18 protein-coding genes are annotated in these 15,212 nt (G+C 67.2%); 17 read left to right on the forward strand and 1 reads right to left on the reverse strand.

Annotated features, from left to right (window positions below):
* Positions 1 to 2 precede the first annotated feature (2 nt).
* Positions 3 to 683 (reverse strand): ComF family protein, encoded by a 681-nt coding sequence (locus HHL15_RS07630; protein ID WP_169145228.1) that lies wholly within the window; start codon positions 681 to 683, stop codon positions 3 to 5.
* A gap of 101 nt (positions 684 to 784) precedes the next feature.
* On the opposite strand from HHL15_RS07630, the gene bioB reads away from it, so the two are divergent.
* The 17 genes from bioB to nth all read left to right on the forward strand — a co-directional run bounded on the left by bioB (position 785) and on the right by nth (position 15,205).
* Positions 785 to 1,771 carry a biotin synthase BioB gene (bioB, locus tag HHL15_RS07635; RefSeq protein WP_169145229.1) on the forward strand — a complete coding sequence of 329 codons (987 nt, stop codon included), beginning with the start codon at positions 785 to 787 and terminating at the stop codon, positions 1,769 to 1,771.
* Between the two features lie 15 nt (positions 1,772 to 1,786).
* Positions 1,787 to 2,671, forward strand: a complete 885-nt coding sequence (locus HHL15_RS07640; protein WP_169145230.1) for a methyltransferase domain-containing protein — start codon at positions 1,787 to 1,789, stop codon at positions 2,669 to 2,671.
* Positions 2,672 to 2,674: 3 nt separating this feature from the next.
* On the forward strand, positions 2,675 to 3,322 hold the full coding sequence (locus tag HHL15_RS07645) for a pyrimidine 5'-nucleotidase (protein WP_169145231.1): 648 nt from the start codon (positions 2,675 to 2,677) through the stop codon (positions 3,320 to 3,322).
* A gap of 36 nt (positions 3,323 to 3,358) precedes the next feature.
* A complete protein-coding gene (locus HHL15_RS07650) occupies positions 3,359 to 4,435 on the forward strand; it encodes a 3-deoxy-7-phosphoheptulonate synthase (RefSeq protein WP_169145232.1) in 1,077 nt (358 codons plus the stop codon).
* A complete protein-coding gene (gene serB / locus HHL15_RS07655) occupies positions 4,435 to 5,265 on the forward strand; it encodes a phosphoserine phosphatase SerB (RefSeq protein WP_169145233.1) in 831 nt (276 codons plus the stop codon). Before HHL15_RS07650 ends, serB begins: the two co-directional genes overlap by 1 nt.
* 380 nt (positions 5,266 to 5,645) lie before the next feature.
* Complete coding sequence (locus HHL15_RS07660) at positions 5,646 to 6,146, forward strand: C40 family peptidase (protein WP_328825004.1); 501 nt, start codon at positions 5,646 to 5,648, stop codon at positions 6,144 to 6,146.
* Between the two features lie 60 nt (positions 6,147 to 6,206).
* The gene (aat, locus tag HHL15_RS07665) at positions 6,207 to 6,911 is read left to right on the forward strand and encodes a leucyl/phenylalanyl-tRNA--protein transferase (RefSeq protein WP_169145234.1); all 705 of its coding nucleotides are present in this window, start codon (positions 6,207 to 6,209) and stop codon (positions 6,909 to 6,911) included.
* A gap of 6 nt (positions 6,912 to 6,917) precedes the next feature.
* The gene (locus HHL15_RS07670) at positions 6,918 to 7,658 is read left to right on the forward strand and encodes an arginyltransferase (protein WP_169145235.1); all 741 of its coding nucleotides are present in this window, start codon (positions 6,918 to 6,920) and stop codon (positions 7,656 to 7,658) included.
* Positions 7,659 to 7,666: 8 nt separating this feature from the next.
* A complete protein-coding gene (locus HHL15_RS07675) occupies positions 7,667 to 8,140 on the forward strand; it encodes a hypothetical protein (protein WP_169145236.1) in 474 nt (157 codons plus the stop codon).
* Positions 8,141 to 8,183: 43 nt separating this feature from the next.
* Positions 8,184 to 9,197, forward strand: a complete 1,014-nt coding sequence (locus tag HHL15_RS07680; protein ID WP_169145237.1) for a quinone-dependent dihydroorotate dehydrogenase — start codon at positions 8,184 to 8,186, stop codon at positions 9,195 to 9,197.
* 88 nt (positions 9,198 to 9,285) lie between these two features.
* The gene (gene rsxA, locus HHL15_RS07685) at positions 9,286 to 9,870 is read left to right on the forward strand and encodes an electron transport complex subunit RsxA (RefSeq protein ID WP_169145238.1); all 585 of its coding nucleotides are present in this window, start codon (positions 9,286 to 9,288) and stop codon (positions 9,868 to 9,870) included.
* Between the two features lie 9 nt (positions 9,871 to 9,879).
* Entirely contained in the window at positions 9,880 to 10,431 is a 552-nt protein-coding gene (gene rsxB, locus HHL15_RS07690) for an electron transport complex subunit RsxB (protein WP_169145239.1), read from the forward strand.
* Between the two features lie 9 nt (positions 10,432 to 10,440).
* Complete coding sequence (gene rsxC, locus HHL15_RS07695; protein ID WP_169145240.1) at positions 10,441 to 12,144, forward strand: electron transport complex subunit RsxC; 1,704 nt, start codon at positions 10,441 to 10,443, stop codon at positions 12,142 to 12,144.
* Between the two features lie 12 nt (positions 12,145 to 12,156).
* Positions 12,157 to 13,179, forward strand: coding sequence for an RnfABCDGE type electron transport complex subunit D (locus tag HHL15_RS07700; protein WP_169145241.1), 1,023 nt, complete (start codon positions 12,157 to 12,159; stop codon positions 13,177 to 13,179).
* 7 nt (positions 13,180 to 13,186) lie between these two features.
* Positions 13,187 to 13,840 carry an electron transport complex subunit RsxG gene (gene rsxG / locus HHL15_RS07705; RefSeq protein WP_169145242.1) on the forward strand — a complete coding sequence of 218 codons (654 nt, stop codon included), beginning with the start codon at positions 13,187 to 13,189 and terminating at the stop codon, positions 13,838 to 13,840.
* Positions 13,841 to 13,853: 13 nt separating this feature from the next.
* A complete protein-coding gene (locus HHL15_RS07710; RefSeq protein WP_169145243.1) occupies positions 13,854 to 14,564 on the forward strand; it encodes an electron transport complex subunit E in 711 nt (236 codons plus the stop codon).
* Positions 14,565 to 14,572: 8 nt separating this feature from the next.
* Positions 14,573 to 15,205 (forward strand): endonuclease III, encoded by a 633-nt coding sequence (nth, locus tag HHL15_RS07715; RefSeq protein ID WP_169145291.1) that lies wholly within the window; start codon positions 14,573 to 14,575, stop codon positions 15,203 to 15,205.
* Positions 15,206 to 15,212 lie beyond the last annotated feature (7 nt).

The following is a 15,212-nucleotide window of genomic DNA, read 5'->3' on the forward strand; positions in this document are numbered from 1 at the left end:
CATCAAGCCGGCGGCGGCGTACGGGCCACGATCCGGTTCTCAACCCGGGCAGCCCCCGCCGCCTTCAAGCTCAGCGCCAGCTCGGCCAGGGTCGCCCCGGTCGTCATCACATCATCAAGCACCACGATGCGCAGCCCCTTCAGAGGCCGCCTGACTCTGAACGCTCCGCGCATGTTGGCCACCCGTTCGCCCCAGGGCAGTCCTGCCTGGGGACGGGTATCCAGGTCGCGCACCACCCCGTCCAGCAAGACCGGCAAGCCCCAGCGTCGTGCCAGCGGCCTGGCCAGCTCAGCGGCCTGATTGAAGCCCCGCTGACGCAGGCGGGCTTCGTGCAGGGGCATCGGCACCACGAGGTCCGCCTCGGGAACCGGCTGCCGGGCCAGCAGGTCGATGAGCAGGCGAAGCACGGCGAGCCGGTGCGCGTACTTCAGGGCCTGAACGATGCGGTCCACCGGAAAGGCATAGTCGAGCGCAGCCAGGGTCGCCTCATAGGGCCGCACATGGGCCAGGCAGGCACCGCAGGTCTGCGCCTCCAAGGCCGGCAACGCGCACACTGGACAACGCGCCAGCCCGATGCCCGGCAGGCTTTCCAGGCAGGCCCGGCACAGCACGCCGTCGCCGCTTCCGGCGCCGCAGGCGAAACACTGCTGTGGCAGCAGGATACGCAGCGCGGTATCCAGCATACCGCCCCTGCCAAGTGCATGATTTGACAACTCCGGACCCCTTCAGGGAAACTAAAAGGCTTCGTAATTTATAATTACAGCTACAACAAGGGTGCAAGACCATGACCGCAACCATCGCCCAGGCAGAGAACCCCACCACCGCCAACGCCCCCGCCCGCAAGCGCTGGAGCGTCGCCGAAGTCGAGGCCTTGTTCGCCCTGCCTTTCAATGATCTCCTGTTCCGCGCCCAGCAGGTGCACCGCGAGAACTTTGACCCCAACGCTGTCCAGCGCTCCACCCTGCTGTCCATCAAGACCGGCGGCTGCTCGGAAGACTGTGGCTACTGTTCCCAGTCGTCCCGCTACGACACCGGCCTCGAGAAGGAAGCCCTGCTGCCGCTGAACGAGGTGCTCGACAACGCCCGCGCCGCCAAGGCCAAGGGCGCATCGCGCTTCTGCATGGGCGCCGCTTGGCGCGGCCCGAAGGAGAAGGACCTGGCCCCCGTGCTCGACATGGTCCGGGAGGTCAAGAAGCTGGGCCTCGAGACCTGCGTCACCCTGGGCATGCTGCGGGATGGCCAGGCCGAGCAGCTCAAGGACGCCGGCCTTGACTACTACAACCACAACATCGACACCTCGCCCGAGTTCTACGGCCAGATCATCACCACCCACACGCTGCAGGACCGCCTCGACACCCTCGACAAGGTGCGCGATGCCGGCATCAACGTGTGCTGCGGCGGCATCGTCGGCCTCGGCGAGACCAAGAAGAGCCGCGCAGCCCTGATCGCCGAGCTGGCCAACATGAACCCGCCGCCCGACTCCGTGCCCATCAACAACCTGGTACAGGTCGAAGGCACGCCCCTCGGCCAGAACGAAGCCATCGACCCCTTCGATTTCGTGCGCGTGATCGCCGCCGCCCGAATCACCATGCCCAAGAGCTACGTGCGCCTGTCCGCCGGCCGCCAGGAGCTCGGCGACGGCACCCAGGCCCTGTGCTTCATGGCCGGCGCCAACTCGATCTTCTACGGCGAGCGCCTGCTCACCACCGACAACCCCGACGCCGACGCCGACGACAAGCTGTTCGCCCGCCTGGGCCTCAAGTCCGTCTAAGGCACGGCGCATTCGATGAGCATGCCGGACTTCCAGCTCGACCCGCGGCTCGTGCGCCGTCGGGCCGGGCGCGCTGCGGCCGGCTATGCCACCGTGGACGCCCTGGCGCGGGAAGTCTCCCGCCGCATGGGCGAGCGCCTCGAATACATCCGCGTCGAACCCCGGCGCATCCTCGACCTGGGCTGTGGCCCGGGTGCCGACCTGCCGACCCTCGGCGAACGCTACCCCGGAATACCCCGGATCGCCATCGACGCGGCGCCGGCCATGCTGACCCAGGCCCGCGGCGAGCAAGGGCTGCTCAAGCGCCTGATGCGCCTTGGCAAACCCGCCGACCCCGACTTCGTCTGCGCCGACGCCGCCGCCCTGCCGCTCGCCCGCGGCAGCGTGTCGCTGGCGTGGTCGAACCTGATGCTGAACTGGCTGCACGATCCGTTGCCAGCCCTCAAGGAGCTTCACCGGGTACTTGAAGTCGGCGGCCTGCTGATGTTCTCGACCCTCGGCCCCGACACCCTCAAGGAGCTTCGCGCTGCGCTGCCGCCCTCGCAGCACGAGCACCTGCACCGCTTCATCGACATGCACGACCTGGGTGACGCCCTGATCGGCGCCGGCTTCTCCGACCCGGTGATGGACATGGAGATGATCACCGTCACCTACACCCGCCTCGACGACCTGTTCCGCGACCTGCGCGACAGCGGCTGCAACAACGCTGCCGAAGCCCGCCCCCGCGGCCTCACCGGCCGATCCCACTGGCAGCAGTTGCGGGCCGCCTACGAGGCCCTGCGCCGCGACGGGCGCCTGCCTGCCAGCGTGGAGGTGGTCTACGGCCACGCCTGGAAGGCCGCCCCGAAAGTGGCGGAAGACGGACGCTCGGTCATCCAGTTCCAGCGCAAGCCGGCCTGAGCCATGCAGCCCATCTGGCTCTTCGACCTCGACAACACCCTCCATAACGCCAGTCCGCACATCTTCCCGCACATCAACCGGAGCATGACGGCCTACCTGATGCGCCATCTGCAACTGGACGAGCGGAGCGCCAATCGGCTGCGCATGGAGTACTGGAAGCGCTACGGCGCCACCCTCACCGGCCTGATGCGCCACCACGGCACCGATCCGGCGCACTTCCTGCACGACACTCACCAGTTCCCCGACCTGTCGCGCATGGTGGTCTTCAACACCGCGGTACGCCATCTGCTGCGCCGCCTTCCGGGCAGGAAGATCATCTTCTCCAACGGCCCGCAGCACTACGCCGAGGCCGTCCTCGCCGAGATGGGCATCCGGCCGCTGTTTGCCGATGTCTACTCTGTCGAGCGCATGCGCTTCCACCCCAAGCCCAAGCTCGCCGGCTTCCAGCACCTGATCCGCGACCACCGGATCAACCCACGGCACTGCATCATGGTCGAGGACAGTGCCGAAAATCTGCGCACCGCCAAGCGCCTCGGCATGCGCACCGTCTGGATCAGCCGCAGCCTGCGCCAGCCGGACTTCGTCGATTGCCAGCTGACTTCCGTGCTCGGACTGGCGCGACACGCGATCTGGGCCCGCACTTCGAGGTAAAATGCCGGATTACGCTACTGAACCAGCGAGTCCGCCATGCCCTTCTCCAAGACCGAAAACCTGAATATCGCGGCCTTCGACCGGATGCCCTCACCGGACGAGATCACGGCCACCCTGCCACTCTCCGACAGGGCCGCCCAGGTCGTCACCGAAGGCCGCCGCACCCTCCAGGACATCCTCGACCGCAAGGACCCGCGCATCTTCGTGGTCGTCGGCCCCTGCTCCATCCACGACCCGGTCGCAGGCATCGACTATGCCCGTCGCCTCAAGGTCCTGGCCGATGAGGTCGCCGACACCCTGGTGCTGGTCATGCGCGTGTACTTCGAGAAACCGCGCACCTCCACCGGCTGGAAGGGCTACATCAACGACCCCTACATGGACGACTCCTTCCGCATCGATGAAGGCATGCAGAAGGCGCGCCAGTTCCTGCGCGACGTGAACGAGGCCGGCCTGCCCACCGGCACCGAAGCCCTCGACCCCATCGCTCCCCAGTACTACGGTGACCTGATCGCCTGGACCGCGATCGGCGCCCGCACCTCCGAATCCCAGACCCACCGTGAGATGGCCTCCGGCCTGTCCACCCCGGTCGGCTTCAAGAACGGCACCGACGGCTCCCTCGATGCCGCCGTCAACGGCATCCTGTCCGCCTCCCACCCCCACAGCTTTCTGGGCATCAACGGCCAGGGCCAGTCCTCCGTCATCCGCACCCGCGGCAACGGCTATGGCCACGTGGTGCTGCGCGGCGGCGGCGGCCGCCCCAACTACGACACGGTGTCGGTCTCCCTGGCCGAGAAGGCCCTTGAAAAGGCCAAGCTCCCCGCCAACATCGTGATCGACTGCTCCCACGCCAACTCCTGGAAGAACCCGGACTACCAGCCCCTGGTGATGCGCGACGTGGCCCACCAGATCCGCGAGGGCAACCAGTCCATCGTCGGCCTGATGATCGAAAGCCACATCGAAGCCGGCAACCAGCCCATCCCCGCCGATCTCTCCCAGCTCCGCTACGGCTGCTCGGTGACCGACGCCTGCGTGGACTGGAGCACCACCGAGACCATGATCCGCGGCACCCGCGACATCCTGCGCGACATCCTGCCAAAGCGGAGCGCTGCCTGATGAATCTGGTAGTCCAGGGCCCCAAGGTCGAAACCCGCGCCCTGAAGGATCTGGCCGCACTCAGTGGCTCCGGAGGCCTCGGCCGGATTGGCCCCAATGCCTTCCGGCTGCTCGGCGCCCAGCCCCACGAGGGGCTGGCTGCCTACTGCGACGAACACCAGCTGGATTTTGCCTTCGTCCCGGAGAACCGCCGCCTGAAGGACTTCCGGCTCTTCGTCACCGACATGGACTCGACCCTCATCACCATCGAGTGCATCGACGAAATTGCCGACATGCAGGGTCTCAAGACCGAAGTCGCGGCCATCACCGAAGCAGCCATGCGGGGGGAACTCGACTTCCGGGAATCCCTGACGCGTCGCGTCGCCCTGCTTGAAGGGCTCCCGGAGAATGCGCTCGCAAGAGTCTTCAACGAGCGGCTTCAACTCACCCCGGGCGCGGAAAGGCTGATCGACGGTCTCAAACGAGCCGGCATCGTCACGGTGCTGGTATCGGGGGGCTTCACCTACTTCACCGACCGGCTACAAAAGCAGCTGGGCTTCGATTACGCCGTCGCCAATCAGCTCGAAGTCCGGGCAGGCAGGCTGACCGGCAAGGTCAAGGGTGATGTCATCGACGGCGAGGCCAAGCGCCACACCCTGCAGGTGGTACGCAAACACCACGGCTTCGCCCCCGAAACCGTGATCGCTGCCGGCGACGGCGCCAACGATCTACCCATGCTGACCGAAGCCGGCGTCGGCATCGCCTACCACGCCAAACCGGTGGTGCGCGAAAAAGCCAGCTACGCGCTCAACTACAGCGGCCTGGACGGCATCCTCAACCTGTTCGGCTGAACGCCGCGCAGGGAGGAGCAGGAATTGGTGCGACTGGCACGAGCGTTCCGTCGCAGAAAGCCGAAGGGCCCTTTCCCGGAGACGTACTGACCGGTTCAATCCGTCTCCCGCGCGGCCTTCCCGACCTCTTCACTCGCGACCAGTGCAGTTGCATCCTAGCGACCACCTGAAGTGCCGTCCGTGGAAGAACTCACATGCTGCAGAACAGCATTGATTATGTTGTCGAAATTCTTTACACCCGTTTCGGTGCCGTATATATTGGCGGGATGCCTATCAAGAAGACGATACTCGGCTTTTTTGTAGCGATCGCGTGCTCCGGCGCGGCATTCGCAGCGGAGCTCCCCCAGTTTCGGGGGGAAGAGCCTACTCCCCAGCCGTCCATGTTCGAACGCTACACGGAATCCGTCCGTTCACTGGTGGACCGTAGCCTCAACCTGCTCGGCGTACCCTATCGCCTCGGTGGCACCAGCCCGCTTACCGGCTTCGACTGCAGCGGCTTCGTCGGCAAGGTTTTCGCCGACGCCCTCGGTTTCGGCATGCCCCGCACCGCCAGCGAAATGTCCCAGATGGGCGAGAAAGTCAGCATCGCCGAGCTCAAGCCGGGCGACCTGGTGTTCTTCAACACCATGCGACGCGCCTTCTCCCACGTGGGGATCTACCTCGGCGACAACCAGTTCGTGCATGCCCCCTCCACGGGCGGTGTGGTTCGCGTCGAAGACATGCGCCTGAGCTATTGGGCTGCCCGCTACGACGGTGCCCGGCGCGTGCTGCCCGGCACCCAGTTCCCGAGCTCATCCTTTCCCGGCAATGCCTTCCAGGGCGGCTCCTTTCCCAATGCCCCCTTCCCTGGCGCACAGCCCCGCCCACCCCAGACCAACTGACGTCACGGCCGCCATCCCGCACGCTGACGGCCACCCCGCACACGCCCTCGCACGCCAAGCATGATTCCCTGGCTCGGCGACACCCCTGCCTTCCCCCCGGTCACCCGCGCCCTGCGTGAGCCCAACGGGCTGCTCGCGGCGGGGGGAACGCTGAACCCCGAATGGCTTCTCGCCGCCTATCGGCGCGGCATATTCCCTTGGTTCAACGAAGGCGAACCCATCCTGTGGTGGAGCCCGAACCCCCGCATGGTGGTATTTCCAGACCAGGTCCGGATCACCCGGTCACTGCGCAAGACCCTCCGCAACACCCGCTACGAAGTCCGCCTCGACCATGACTTCCCGGCGGTCATCCGCGCCTGTGCAGAACCCCGCGCCGCTGGCATTGGCACCTGGATCACCGCCGACATCCAGGCGGCCTACATCCGCATGCATCAGCTGGGCTACGCCCACAGCGTCGAGACCTACATGGATGGCGAGCTGGTCGGCGGCCTCTATGGCATGGCCCTCGGCCAGGCCTTTTTCGGTGAATCCATGTTCAGCCGGCGCACCGACGCATCCAAGATCGCCTTCGCCCACCTGACGCGCTTCCTTGAGCAACGGAATTTCCGCGTGCTAGATTGTCAAATGACCACGCAGCATCTGGCTTCCCTGGGAGGCAGGGAGATTCCCCGCGAAGCCTTTTCGAGGCTGCTGGACACACTGACCGGCCAGCACGCGCCCCCGGAGCGCTGGCCGACCGACGGAGCGAACACCCCCTGGACGTAGCGCGACATGCTCAAGGACTACCCCTACTCCCTGCTGCAGTTCTACGCCACCGCCCCCTACGCGTGCTCCTACCTGCCGGACCGCCAGGCCCGCTCCCAGGTCGCCACCCCCAGTCACCTGATCGACACCCCGCTGTACAGCGAGCTGGTCCGCACCGGCTTCCGGCGCAGCGGCATCTTCACCTACCGCCCCTATTGCGACACCTGCCGCGCCTGCGTGCCAGTGCGCATCCCGGTCGACGGCTTCCAGCCCACCCGGAGCCAGCGCCGGGCCTGGGCGGTGCATAGCCGACTGCAGCCGCGGGAGCTGCCCCTCGAGTTCATCGAAGAGCACTACATGCTCTACCAGCGCTACCAGGCCAGCCGCCATGCCGGCGGCGGCATGGACCAGGACAATCGCGAGCAGTACGCCCATTTCCTGCTGCAGAGCCACGTGGACAGCCGCCTCATCGAATTCCGCGAAAACGGCATCCTGCGCATGGTCAGCGTCATCGACTGCCTCACCGACGGCCTGTCCAGTGTTTACACCTTCTACGACCCGGACATCCGCGGCCCCGGTCTGGGCACCTTCGGGGTGCTCTGGCAGATCGAGGTCTGCCGGGAGCTCAAACTCCCCTACCTTTACCTGGGCTACTGGATCCGCGACAGCCGCAAGATGGCCTACAAGGCCTTGTTCCGCCCCCTGCAGGGCCGCGTCGGCGGCCAGTGGCAGACCCTTTCAGACGCCGACCTGCAACAACTCGACTGACCCACTCCATGTTCAAGACGATCCGGGGGCTCGCCCTCACGCCCCTCTTCGCCTGGTGCCTGAGCGCCCACGCCCTGCCCGGCCTCGACGAGCTGCAGTCCGCCCCTCACCGGGACTGGCTGACCCTGTCAGGGGTCTCCCACCACTTCCAGCCCGACCGCCGCGACTGGCGGGAAGTGAACCCGGGCTTCGGCTTCGAGCGCGAGTTCAAGGACACCCCCTGGGTGGCCAGCGCCGGCTATTTCCGCAACAGCTACGACAAGAACACCTTTTACGTCGGCGGCCGCTGGATGCCCCTCGAGGCGGGCCCCTTCCGCTTCGGGGCCTTCGGTCTGCTCGCCAGCGGCTACCCCTCCCCCATCCTCGTCCTGCCCGCCGCCTCGGTCAGCCTCGGCCGCGTCGGCGCTAACCTGGTGGCCCTGCCCAACCTGCCCGGCTACAGCGGCTACCTGGGGCTGCAGATCCGCATCGCCATCGAGTAAGTACAGGAAAACAAGAGTTTTCCGCACTGCGGTAGAATGGCGGATGCTCTACGAAATCGCTCGTCCCATCCTGTTCTCCCTTGACGCGGAGACCGCCCACGAAACCGCCCTGGCCGCCCTCCATGCCGCCGGGCGCCTGCTGCCTGCCGGCAAGCCTCTCGAAGCCCGCCCCGTCGAAGTCATGGGTCTGCGCTTCCCCAACCGCATCGGTCTCGCCGCCGGCCTCGACAAGAACGGCGAAGCCATCGACGGCCTGGCCCGCATGGGCTTCGGCTTCATCGAGATCGGCACCATCACCCCACGCGCCCAGCCCGGCAACCCCAAGCCGCGCATGTTCCGGCTGCCTGAGGTGAAGGGCATCATCAACCGCATGGGCTTCAACAACCACGGCATCGATGCCCTCATCGGCAACGTGCAGGCCATGAAGTACCAGGGCATCCTCGGCATCAACATCGGCAAGAACGCCGACACGCCCATCGAAAGGGCCGCCGACGACTACCTCATCGGTCTCGACAAGGCCTACCCGCTGGCCAGCTACATCACCGTCAACATCTCCTCGCCCAACACCAAGAACCTGCGCCAGCTGCAGGGCGAGTCCGAGCTCGACGCCCTGCTCGGCCAGCTCAAGGCCCGCCAGGCCCAGCTTGCCGACAAGCACGGCCGCTACGTGCCGATCACCCTCAAGATCGCCCCCGACCTGGACGACAGCCAGATCACCAACATCGCCGACGCGCTGCGCCGCCACCGTATCGACGCCGTGATCGCCACCAACACCACCCTGGCCCGCGACAAGGTCCAGGGCGTGCCCTTCGGCGATCAGCAGGGCGGCCTCTCCGGCGCCCCGCTCTTCGAAGCGTCCACCGCGGTGGTCGCCGCCCTGGCCAAGGCACTGCAGAACGAGTTGCCGATCATCGCTGCCGGCGGTGTGTTCGATGGTCGCCAGGCCCGTGCCAAACTGGAGGCCGGCGCCCGACTGGTGCAGGTGTACAGCGGCCTGATCTACCGCGGGCCGGCCCTGGTCCGCGAGGCCGTCGCCGAAACCCGCGACTTTGCCTGATGGCGTGGATGACCCCACTCACGACAGGCTTGAGCCCCTTCCAGCCGGCGCGAGATAATCCCGCCCTGGCCCTCCCCGCACGGCAAGCATGACAAGCTACCTTTTCGTGATCCTCGGCGCCGTTCTGGTGAACAACGTCGTCCTGGTCCGCATCCTCGGGCTGTGCCCCTTCATGGGGGTCTCGAAGAAGCTCGACACCGCCGTCGGCATGGGGGCGGCCACCACTTTCGTGCTCACCCTCGGCTGCGGCACCAGCTACCTGGTGGATCACTACGTGCTGATGCCGGCCGGCGTGGACTACCTGCGCACCCTGGCCTTCATCGTCATCATTGCCGCCATCGTGCAGGTCACCGAGCTGGTCATCCAGAAGACCAGTCCCGTCCTGCACCAGGTGCTGGGCATCTACCTGCCCCTCATCACCACCAACTGTGCGGTGCTGGGCGTACCGCTGCTCAACGTGGCCCTGCACCACGACCTGCTTGAATCCCTGCTCTTCGGCTTCGGCAGCTCGGTGGGATTCTCCCTGGTGCTGGTGCTGTTCGCCGGCATCCGCGAGCGCCTGGATGGTGCCGACGTTCCGCAGCCCTTCAAGGGCACCGCCATCGCCATGGTCACCGCCGGCCTGATGAGCCTCGCCTTCATGGGCTTCGCTGGCCTCGACAAGTACCACTGACGCAGCCCCATGCTCACCGCCATCCTCATCATGACCGGCATCGCCCTCGTCCTCGGGGCGGTGCTGGGCTTCGCCTCAATCAAGTTCAAGGTCGAGGGCGACCCGCTGGTGGACCAGATCGACGCCATCCTGCCGCAGACCCAGTGCGGCCAGTGCGGCTTCCCGGGCTGCCGCCCCTACGCCACGGCCATCGCCGGCGGCGAGGCGGAGATCAACCAGTGCCCCCCCGGCGGCGAGGAGGGCATCCGCAAGCTGGCCGACCTGCTCGGCCGCGAGTTCAAGCCCCTCTCCGAGGAGCACGGCGTCGAGAAGCCCAAGTCTGTCGCCGTCATCGACGAGGCGACCTGCATCGGCTGCACCCTGTGCATCCAGGCCTGCCCGGTGGACGCCATCGTCGGCGCTGCCAAGCAGATGCACACCATCATCGCCGCCGACTGCACCGGCTGCGAGCTATGCCTCGCCCCCTGCCCGGTGGACTGCATCTCCATGGAGCCCATCGCCGAGACGGTGGACACCTGGAAGTGGCGCTACCCGGTCTTTGCGATCAAGCAGACCGCCTGACTACCGATCATGCTGCGCAAACTCTTCAGCTTCCATGGCGGCGTCAAGCCCGCCCCCCACAAGGATCAATCGACCCTCGCCCCGATCGCCTCCGTGCCCCTGCCGGAACGCCTGGTGATCCCGCTCCACCAGTCTGTCGGCGGGCACCCGCGGCCGCTGGTCCAGCCGGGCGAGCGGGTCTTCAAAGGGCAGCGCATCGGCGGAGCTGACGGATCGCTGTCGTCCGCCGTACACGCCTCCACCTCCGGCCTGGTGCGCGACATCGTGCCGGCTGTCATGCCCCACACCTCCGGCCTGACCACCCTATCAGTGGTCATCGAACCGGACGGAGAAGACCGCTGGGGCGAGCTGGACCGGGTCAACTTCCGCAGCACGCCCCCTGACGAACTGCGCGACTTCCTGCGCGACGCCGGCATCGTGGGCCTGGGCGGTGCCGTCTTCCCCAGCCACCTCAAGCTCAAGCCCGGCAAGGAAGGCAGCCTGCAGACCCTGGTGATCAATGGCGCCGAGTGCGAGCCCTTCATCACCTGTGACGACATGCTGATGCGCGAGCGCGCCGGCGACATGCTCAAGGGCATCATCGCCATGCGCCACATGCTGCAGGCCCGCGAAGTCCTGATCGGCATTGAGGACAACAAGCCGCAGGCCATCGCGGCCGTGCAATCCGCCATCGCCGCGAGTGGCGAGACCGGCATCGAGGCGGTGGCCATCCCCACCCGCTACCCGGCCGGCGGCGCCAAGCAACTGATCCGTGTGCTCACCGGCATCGAAGTGCCCCACGGGCGCCGCTCCACCGACTTCGGCGTGCAGTGCTTCAACGTGGGCACCGCCTACAGCATCTTCGAAGCACTGGAGCGAGGCCGGCCCCTGATCTCGCGCATCGTCACGGTCGCGGGCAACGTGGACGCTCCACGCAACTACGAAGTGTTGATCGGCACCCCGATGGATCACGTCGTGCGCCTGGCCGGCGCCCGCGCCGGCACCGACCGCTACATCATGGGCGGCCCGATGATGGGCGCCCGCATGCCAGCCTTCGACGTGCCCGTGGTCAAGGCCACCAACTGCATCCTGGTCGGCAGCCCCGCCCTCTTCCCGCCGCCGCCGCCCGAGATGCCCTGCATCCGCTGCGGCGAATGCGCCAAGGCCTGCCCGGCAGACCTGGCGCCCTTCGAGATGTACTGGCACTCCCGCGCCAAGAATTTCGGCAAGGCCCAGGAATACCACCTCTTCGACTGCATCGAATGCGGCTGCTGCAGCTTCGTGTGCCCCTCCCACATTCCCCTGGTGGACTACTTCCGCTTCTCCAAAAGCGAGATCTGGGCCCGGGAGCGGGAGAAGGAGGCGGCCGACACCGCCCGCGACCGCTTCGAGTTCAAGAACTTCCGTCAGGAGCGGGAAAAGCAGGAGAAGGCCGAGAAGCTCGCCGCCAAGGCCGCTGCCACCCGCGAGAAGGTCGGTGCCGATGGCAGCGCTGCGGCCGCGAGCAGCAGCACGGCGCCGGCCAAGCCCTCCGGCGACGACGCCAAGCGTGCCCTGATCGAAGCCGCCATGGAAAAGGCCCGCCAGCAAAAGGCTCAGATACAGCCCAAGAACACCGACGCGGCCAACCCGGCCGTGCAGGCCGAGATTGCCGCCATCGAGGCACGCCGCCAGGTTTCCGCCACAAACCCGACGGATGCGCCCCCTGATGGCCCCCCCTCCAGCGGGGCCTGATTCCTCCAGCCCATGATCAACTCCCCCTTCGTCCGCAAGCCGGCCAGCGTCCAGAGCGTCATGCTCCAGGTGCTGCTCGCCCTCGTACCCGGCATTGCCGCCTACGCCTGGTTCTTCGGCCCCGGCATCCTGGTGCAGATCGCCCTCGCCACGGCCGCAGCCCTGGTCGGCGAGGCCGCCGTGCTGGCCGTCCGCGGCAAGCCCGTGGCGCTGTTCCTGGGCGACCTGTCGGCCATCGTCACCGCCTGGCTGATCGCCCTGACCTTCCCGCCCATCGCCCCCTGGTGGCTCACCGTCACGGGCACCTTGCTGGCCATCGTGATCGTCAAGCAGCTCTACGGCGGACTCGGCCAGAACCCGTTCAACCCGGCCATGGCGGCTTTCTGCCTGATGATCGTCGCCTACCCGGCGCTCATGTCCCAGTGGCCGGCGGCCGGCCAGCTCGATGCCCGGACCCAGCTCGACCTCATCTTCGGCGGCGCCCGCCAAATCGATGCGATCACCGGCGCCACGCCGCTCGACGCTCTCCGCACGGCCCTGCGCAGTGCCGCCGACCCCGCCTCGACCCTGCATGGCCTGCGTGCCGCGCAACTGATGGACGGCCCGGCCTTCGGCCTGATCGGCGGCCATGGCGGCGAATGGGTCGCCCTCGGCTACCTGGTCGGCGGCCTGTGGCTACTGCAGCGGCGCATCATCACCTGGCACATTCCGGTCGCCTTCTGCGCGGCCCTGTTCGCCGCCGCAGGCCTGCTGTGGGCGCTCAAGCCCGAGGGTTTCGCCTCGCCCCTGTTCCACCTGGCCTCGGGCGGCACCATGCTTGGCGCCTTCTTCATCCTCACCGACCCCGTCTCCGGGGCCACCACCGCCCGCGGCAAGCTGCTGTTCGCGGCCGGTGCGGCCATCTTCACCTACGTGATCCGGGTCTTCGGCGCCTATCCCGACGGCATCGCCTTCGCCACCCTGCTGATGAACATCTGCGTGCCCCTGATCGACATGAAGACCCAGGCACCGGTCTTCGGCCACAAGAAGGACTGAACAGGCGATGAGCGAACCCACAGCCCTCGGCCTGTCCGCCCGCACCGGCGTGGTCATGGTGGCCTTCACCGTCGTGTTCACCGCGATGATGGCCTTCACCCACGAGGCCACCCGTGAGCAGATCGCCGCCTCGGCAACCGAAGAGAAGATGAAGCTGGTCTCCGAGGTGCTGCCCGCCGGCCGCTACGACAACGCCCTGCTGGACGACTACGTCAGCCTCGGCCCGACCCGTGAACTGGGTCTTGACGAAGGCGGGCGCATCTACCGCGCCCGCAAGGCCGGCCAGCCGGCCGCCCTGCTCATCGAGGCCACCGCCCCCGACGGCTACAGCGGCCGCATCGAGCTGATCATCGCAGTCGCGGCCGACGGCGCGGTGTCCGGCGTGCGGGCCGTCAGCCACCGGGAAACACCGGGCCTCGGCGACTACATCGACCCGCGCAAGGACAAGGACAAACGCAGCCCCTGGATCACCCAGTTCGCCGACCTCAAGGCCGCCGACATCCCGGACTGCAAGGTGAAGAAGGACGGCGGCCGGATCAGCTATCACACCGGCGCCACCATCAGCGCCCGCGCGGTGACCAATGCCGTGGCGCGGGCCGCCCGCTTTGCCGCCGACCACCAGGACCGCCTGTTCGCCGCCCGCCCCGGCGACACCTTCTGACCGGAGCCCTGCCATGGATCTGAAAACCTGTCGCGAGATTGCCTGGAACGGCATCTGGAAGCAGAACACCGGGATCGTGCAGATCCTCGGCCTGTGCCCCATCCTGGCCATCAGCACCAACGTGGTGAACGCGGTCAGCCTGGGCCTGGCCACCATCCTGGTGATGGCCCTCTCCAACCTGACCATCGCCGCGCTGCGCAACTTCATCCCCTACGAGATCCGCATCCCGGTGTTCATCCTGATCATCGCCGCGCTGGTCACGGTAGTGGACCTGTCCTTCAATGCCTGGCTGCACGAGCTCTACCTGGTGCTGGGGATCTTCATTCCCCTGATCGTCACCAACTGCATCGTGCTGGCCCGGGTCGAGGCCTTTGCCGCCAAGAACGAGCCCATCGGCTCGACCATCGACGGCATCGCCATGGGCATCGGCCTGACCCTGGTGCTGGCGGTGCTCGGCGCCATTCGCGAAGTGGTCGGCAGCGGCACCCTGTTCTCGGGCATCGAGATGATCTTCCCGTCGGCGCAGGGCATCGTGCTGTTCGGCGACGACTATCCCGGTTTCCTGGTGGCCGTGCTGCCCCCCGGCGCCTTCATCGCCCTCGGTTTCCTGATCGCCGGCCGCAACTGGCTGGAGGCCCGCAAGCAGGCCCGCGCCCGCCTGCAGCCGCCGCCTCCGGCCACTCCGGCCGACACCGCGGCCAACGACGCCGCCGAGCCCGCCTGATGGCCGACATGCGCCTGGCCAGCGTGGCCGAAGCCTTCCGCCGTCTGCGGGACGCCAACCCAACCCCTACCACCGAGCTGGAATACGGCTCGCCCTACCAGTTGCTGGTGGCCGTGGTGCTGTCCGCCCAGGCCACCGACAAGGGCGTCAACATCGCCACCCGCAAGCTCTTCGCCCTCGCCCCCAGCCCGGAAGCCATGGTGGATCTGGGTGAGGAAGGCATCTCCGAACAGATCAAGACCATCGGCCTGTTCCGCAACAAGGCAAAGAACACCCTGGCCCTGTCGCGCCAGTTGCTGGAGCTGCATGGTGGCGAGGTGCCCAACGACCGCGAGGCCCTCGAGGCCCTGCCCGGCGTCGGCCGCAAGACCGCCAACGTGGTGCTCAACACCATTTTCGGCGAGCCCACCATGGCCGTGGACACCCACATCTTCCGCCTCGCCAACCGCACCGGGCTGGCCCCCGGCAAGGATGTGCTGGAGGTGGAGAAGCGCCTGGTGCGCCGCATCCCCAAGGAATTCATGCGTGACGCCCATCACTGGCTGATCCTCCACGGCCGCTACGTGTGCATCGCCCGCAAGCCCAAGTGCGGCGAATGCCTCATCCGCGACCTGTGCCTCTACCGCGACAAGACGGAATAAGGAAACC

This window comes from Zoogloea dura, assembly GCF_012927165.1.
In the GTDB taxonomy this organism is placed as follows: Bacteria; Pseudomonadota; Gammaproteobacteria; order Burkholderiales; family Rhodocyclaceae; genus Zoogloea; species Zoogloea dura.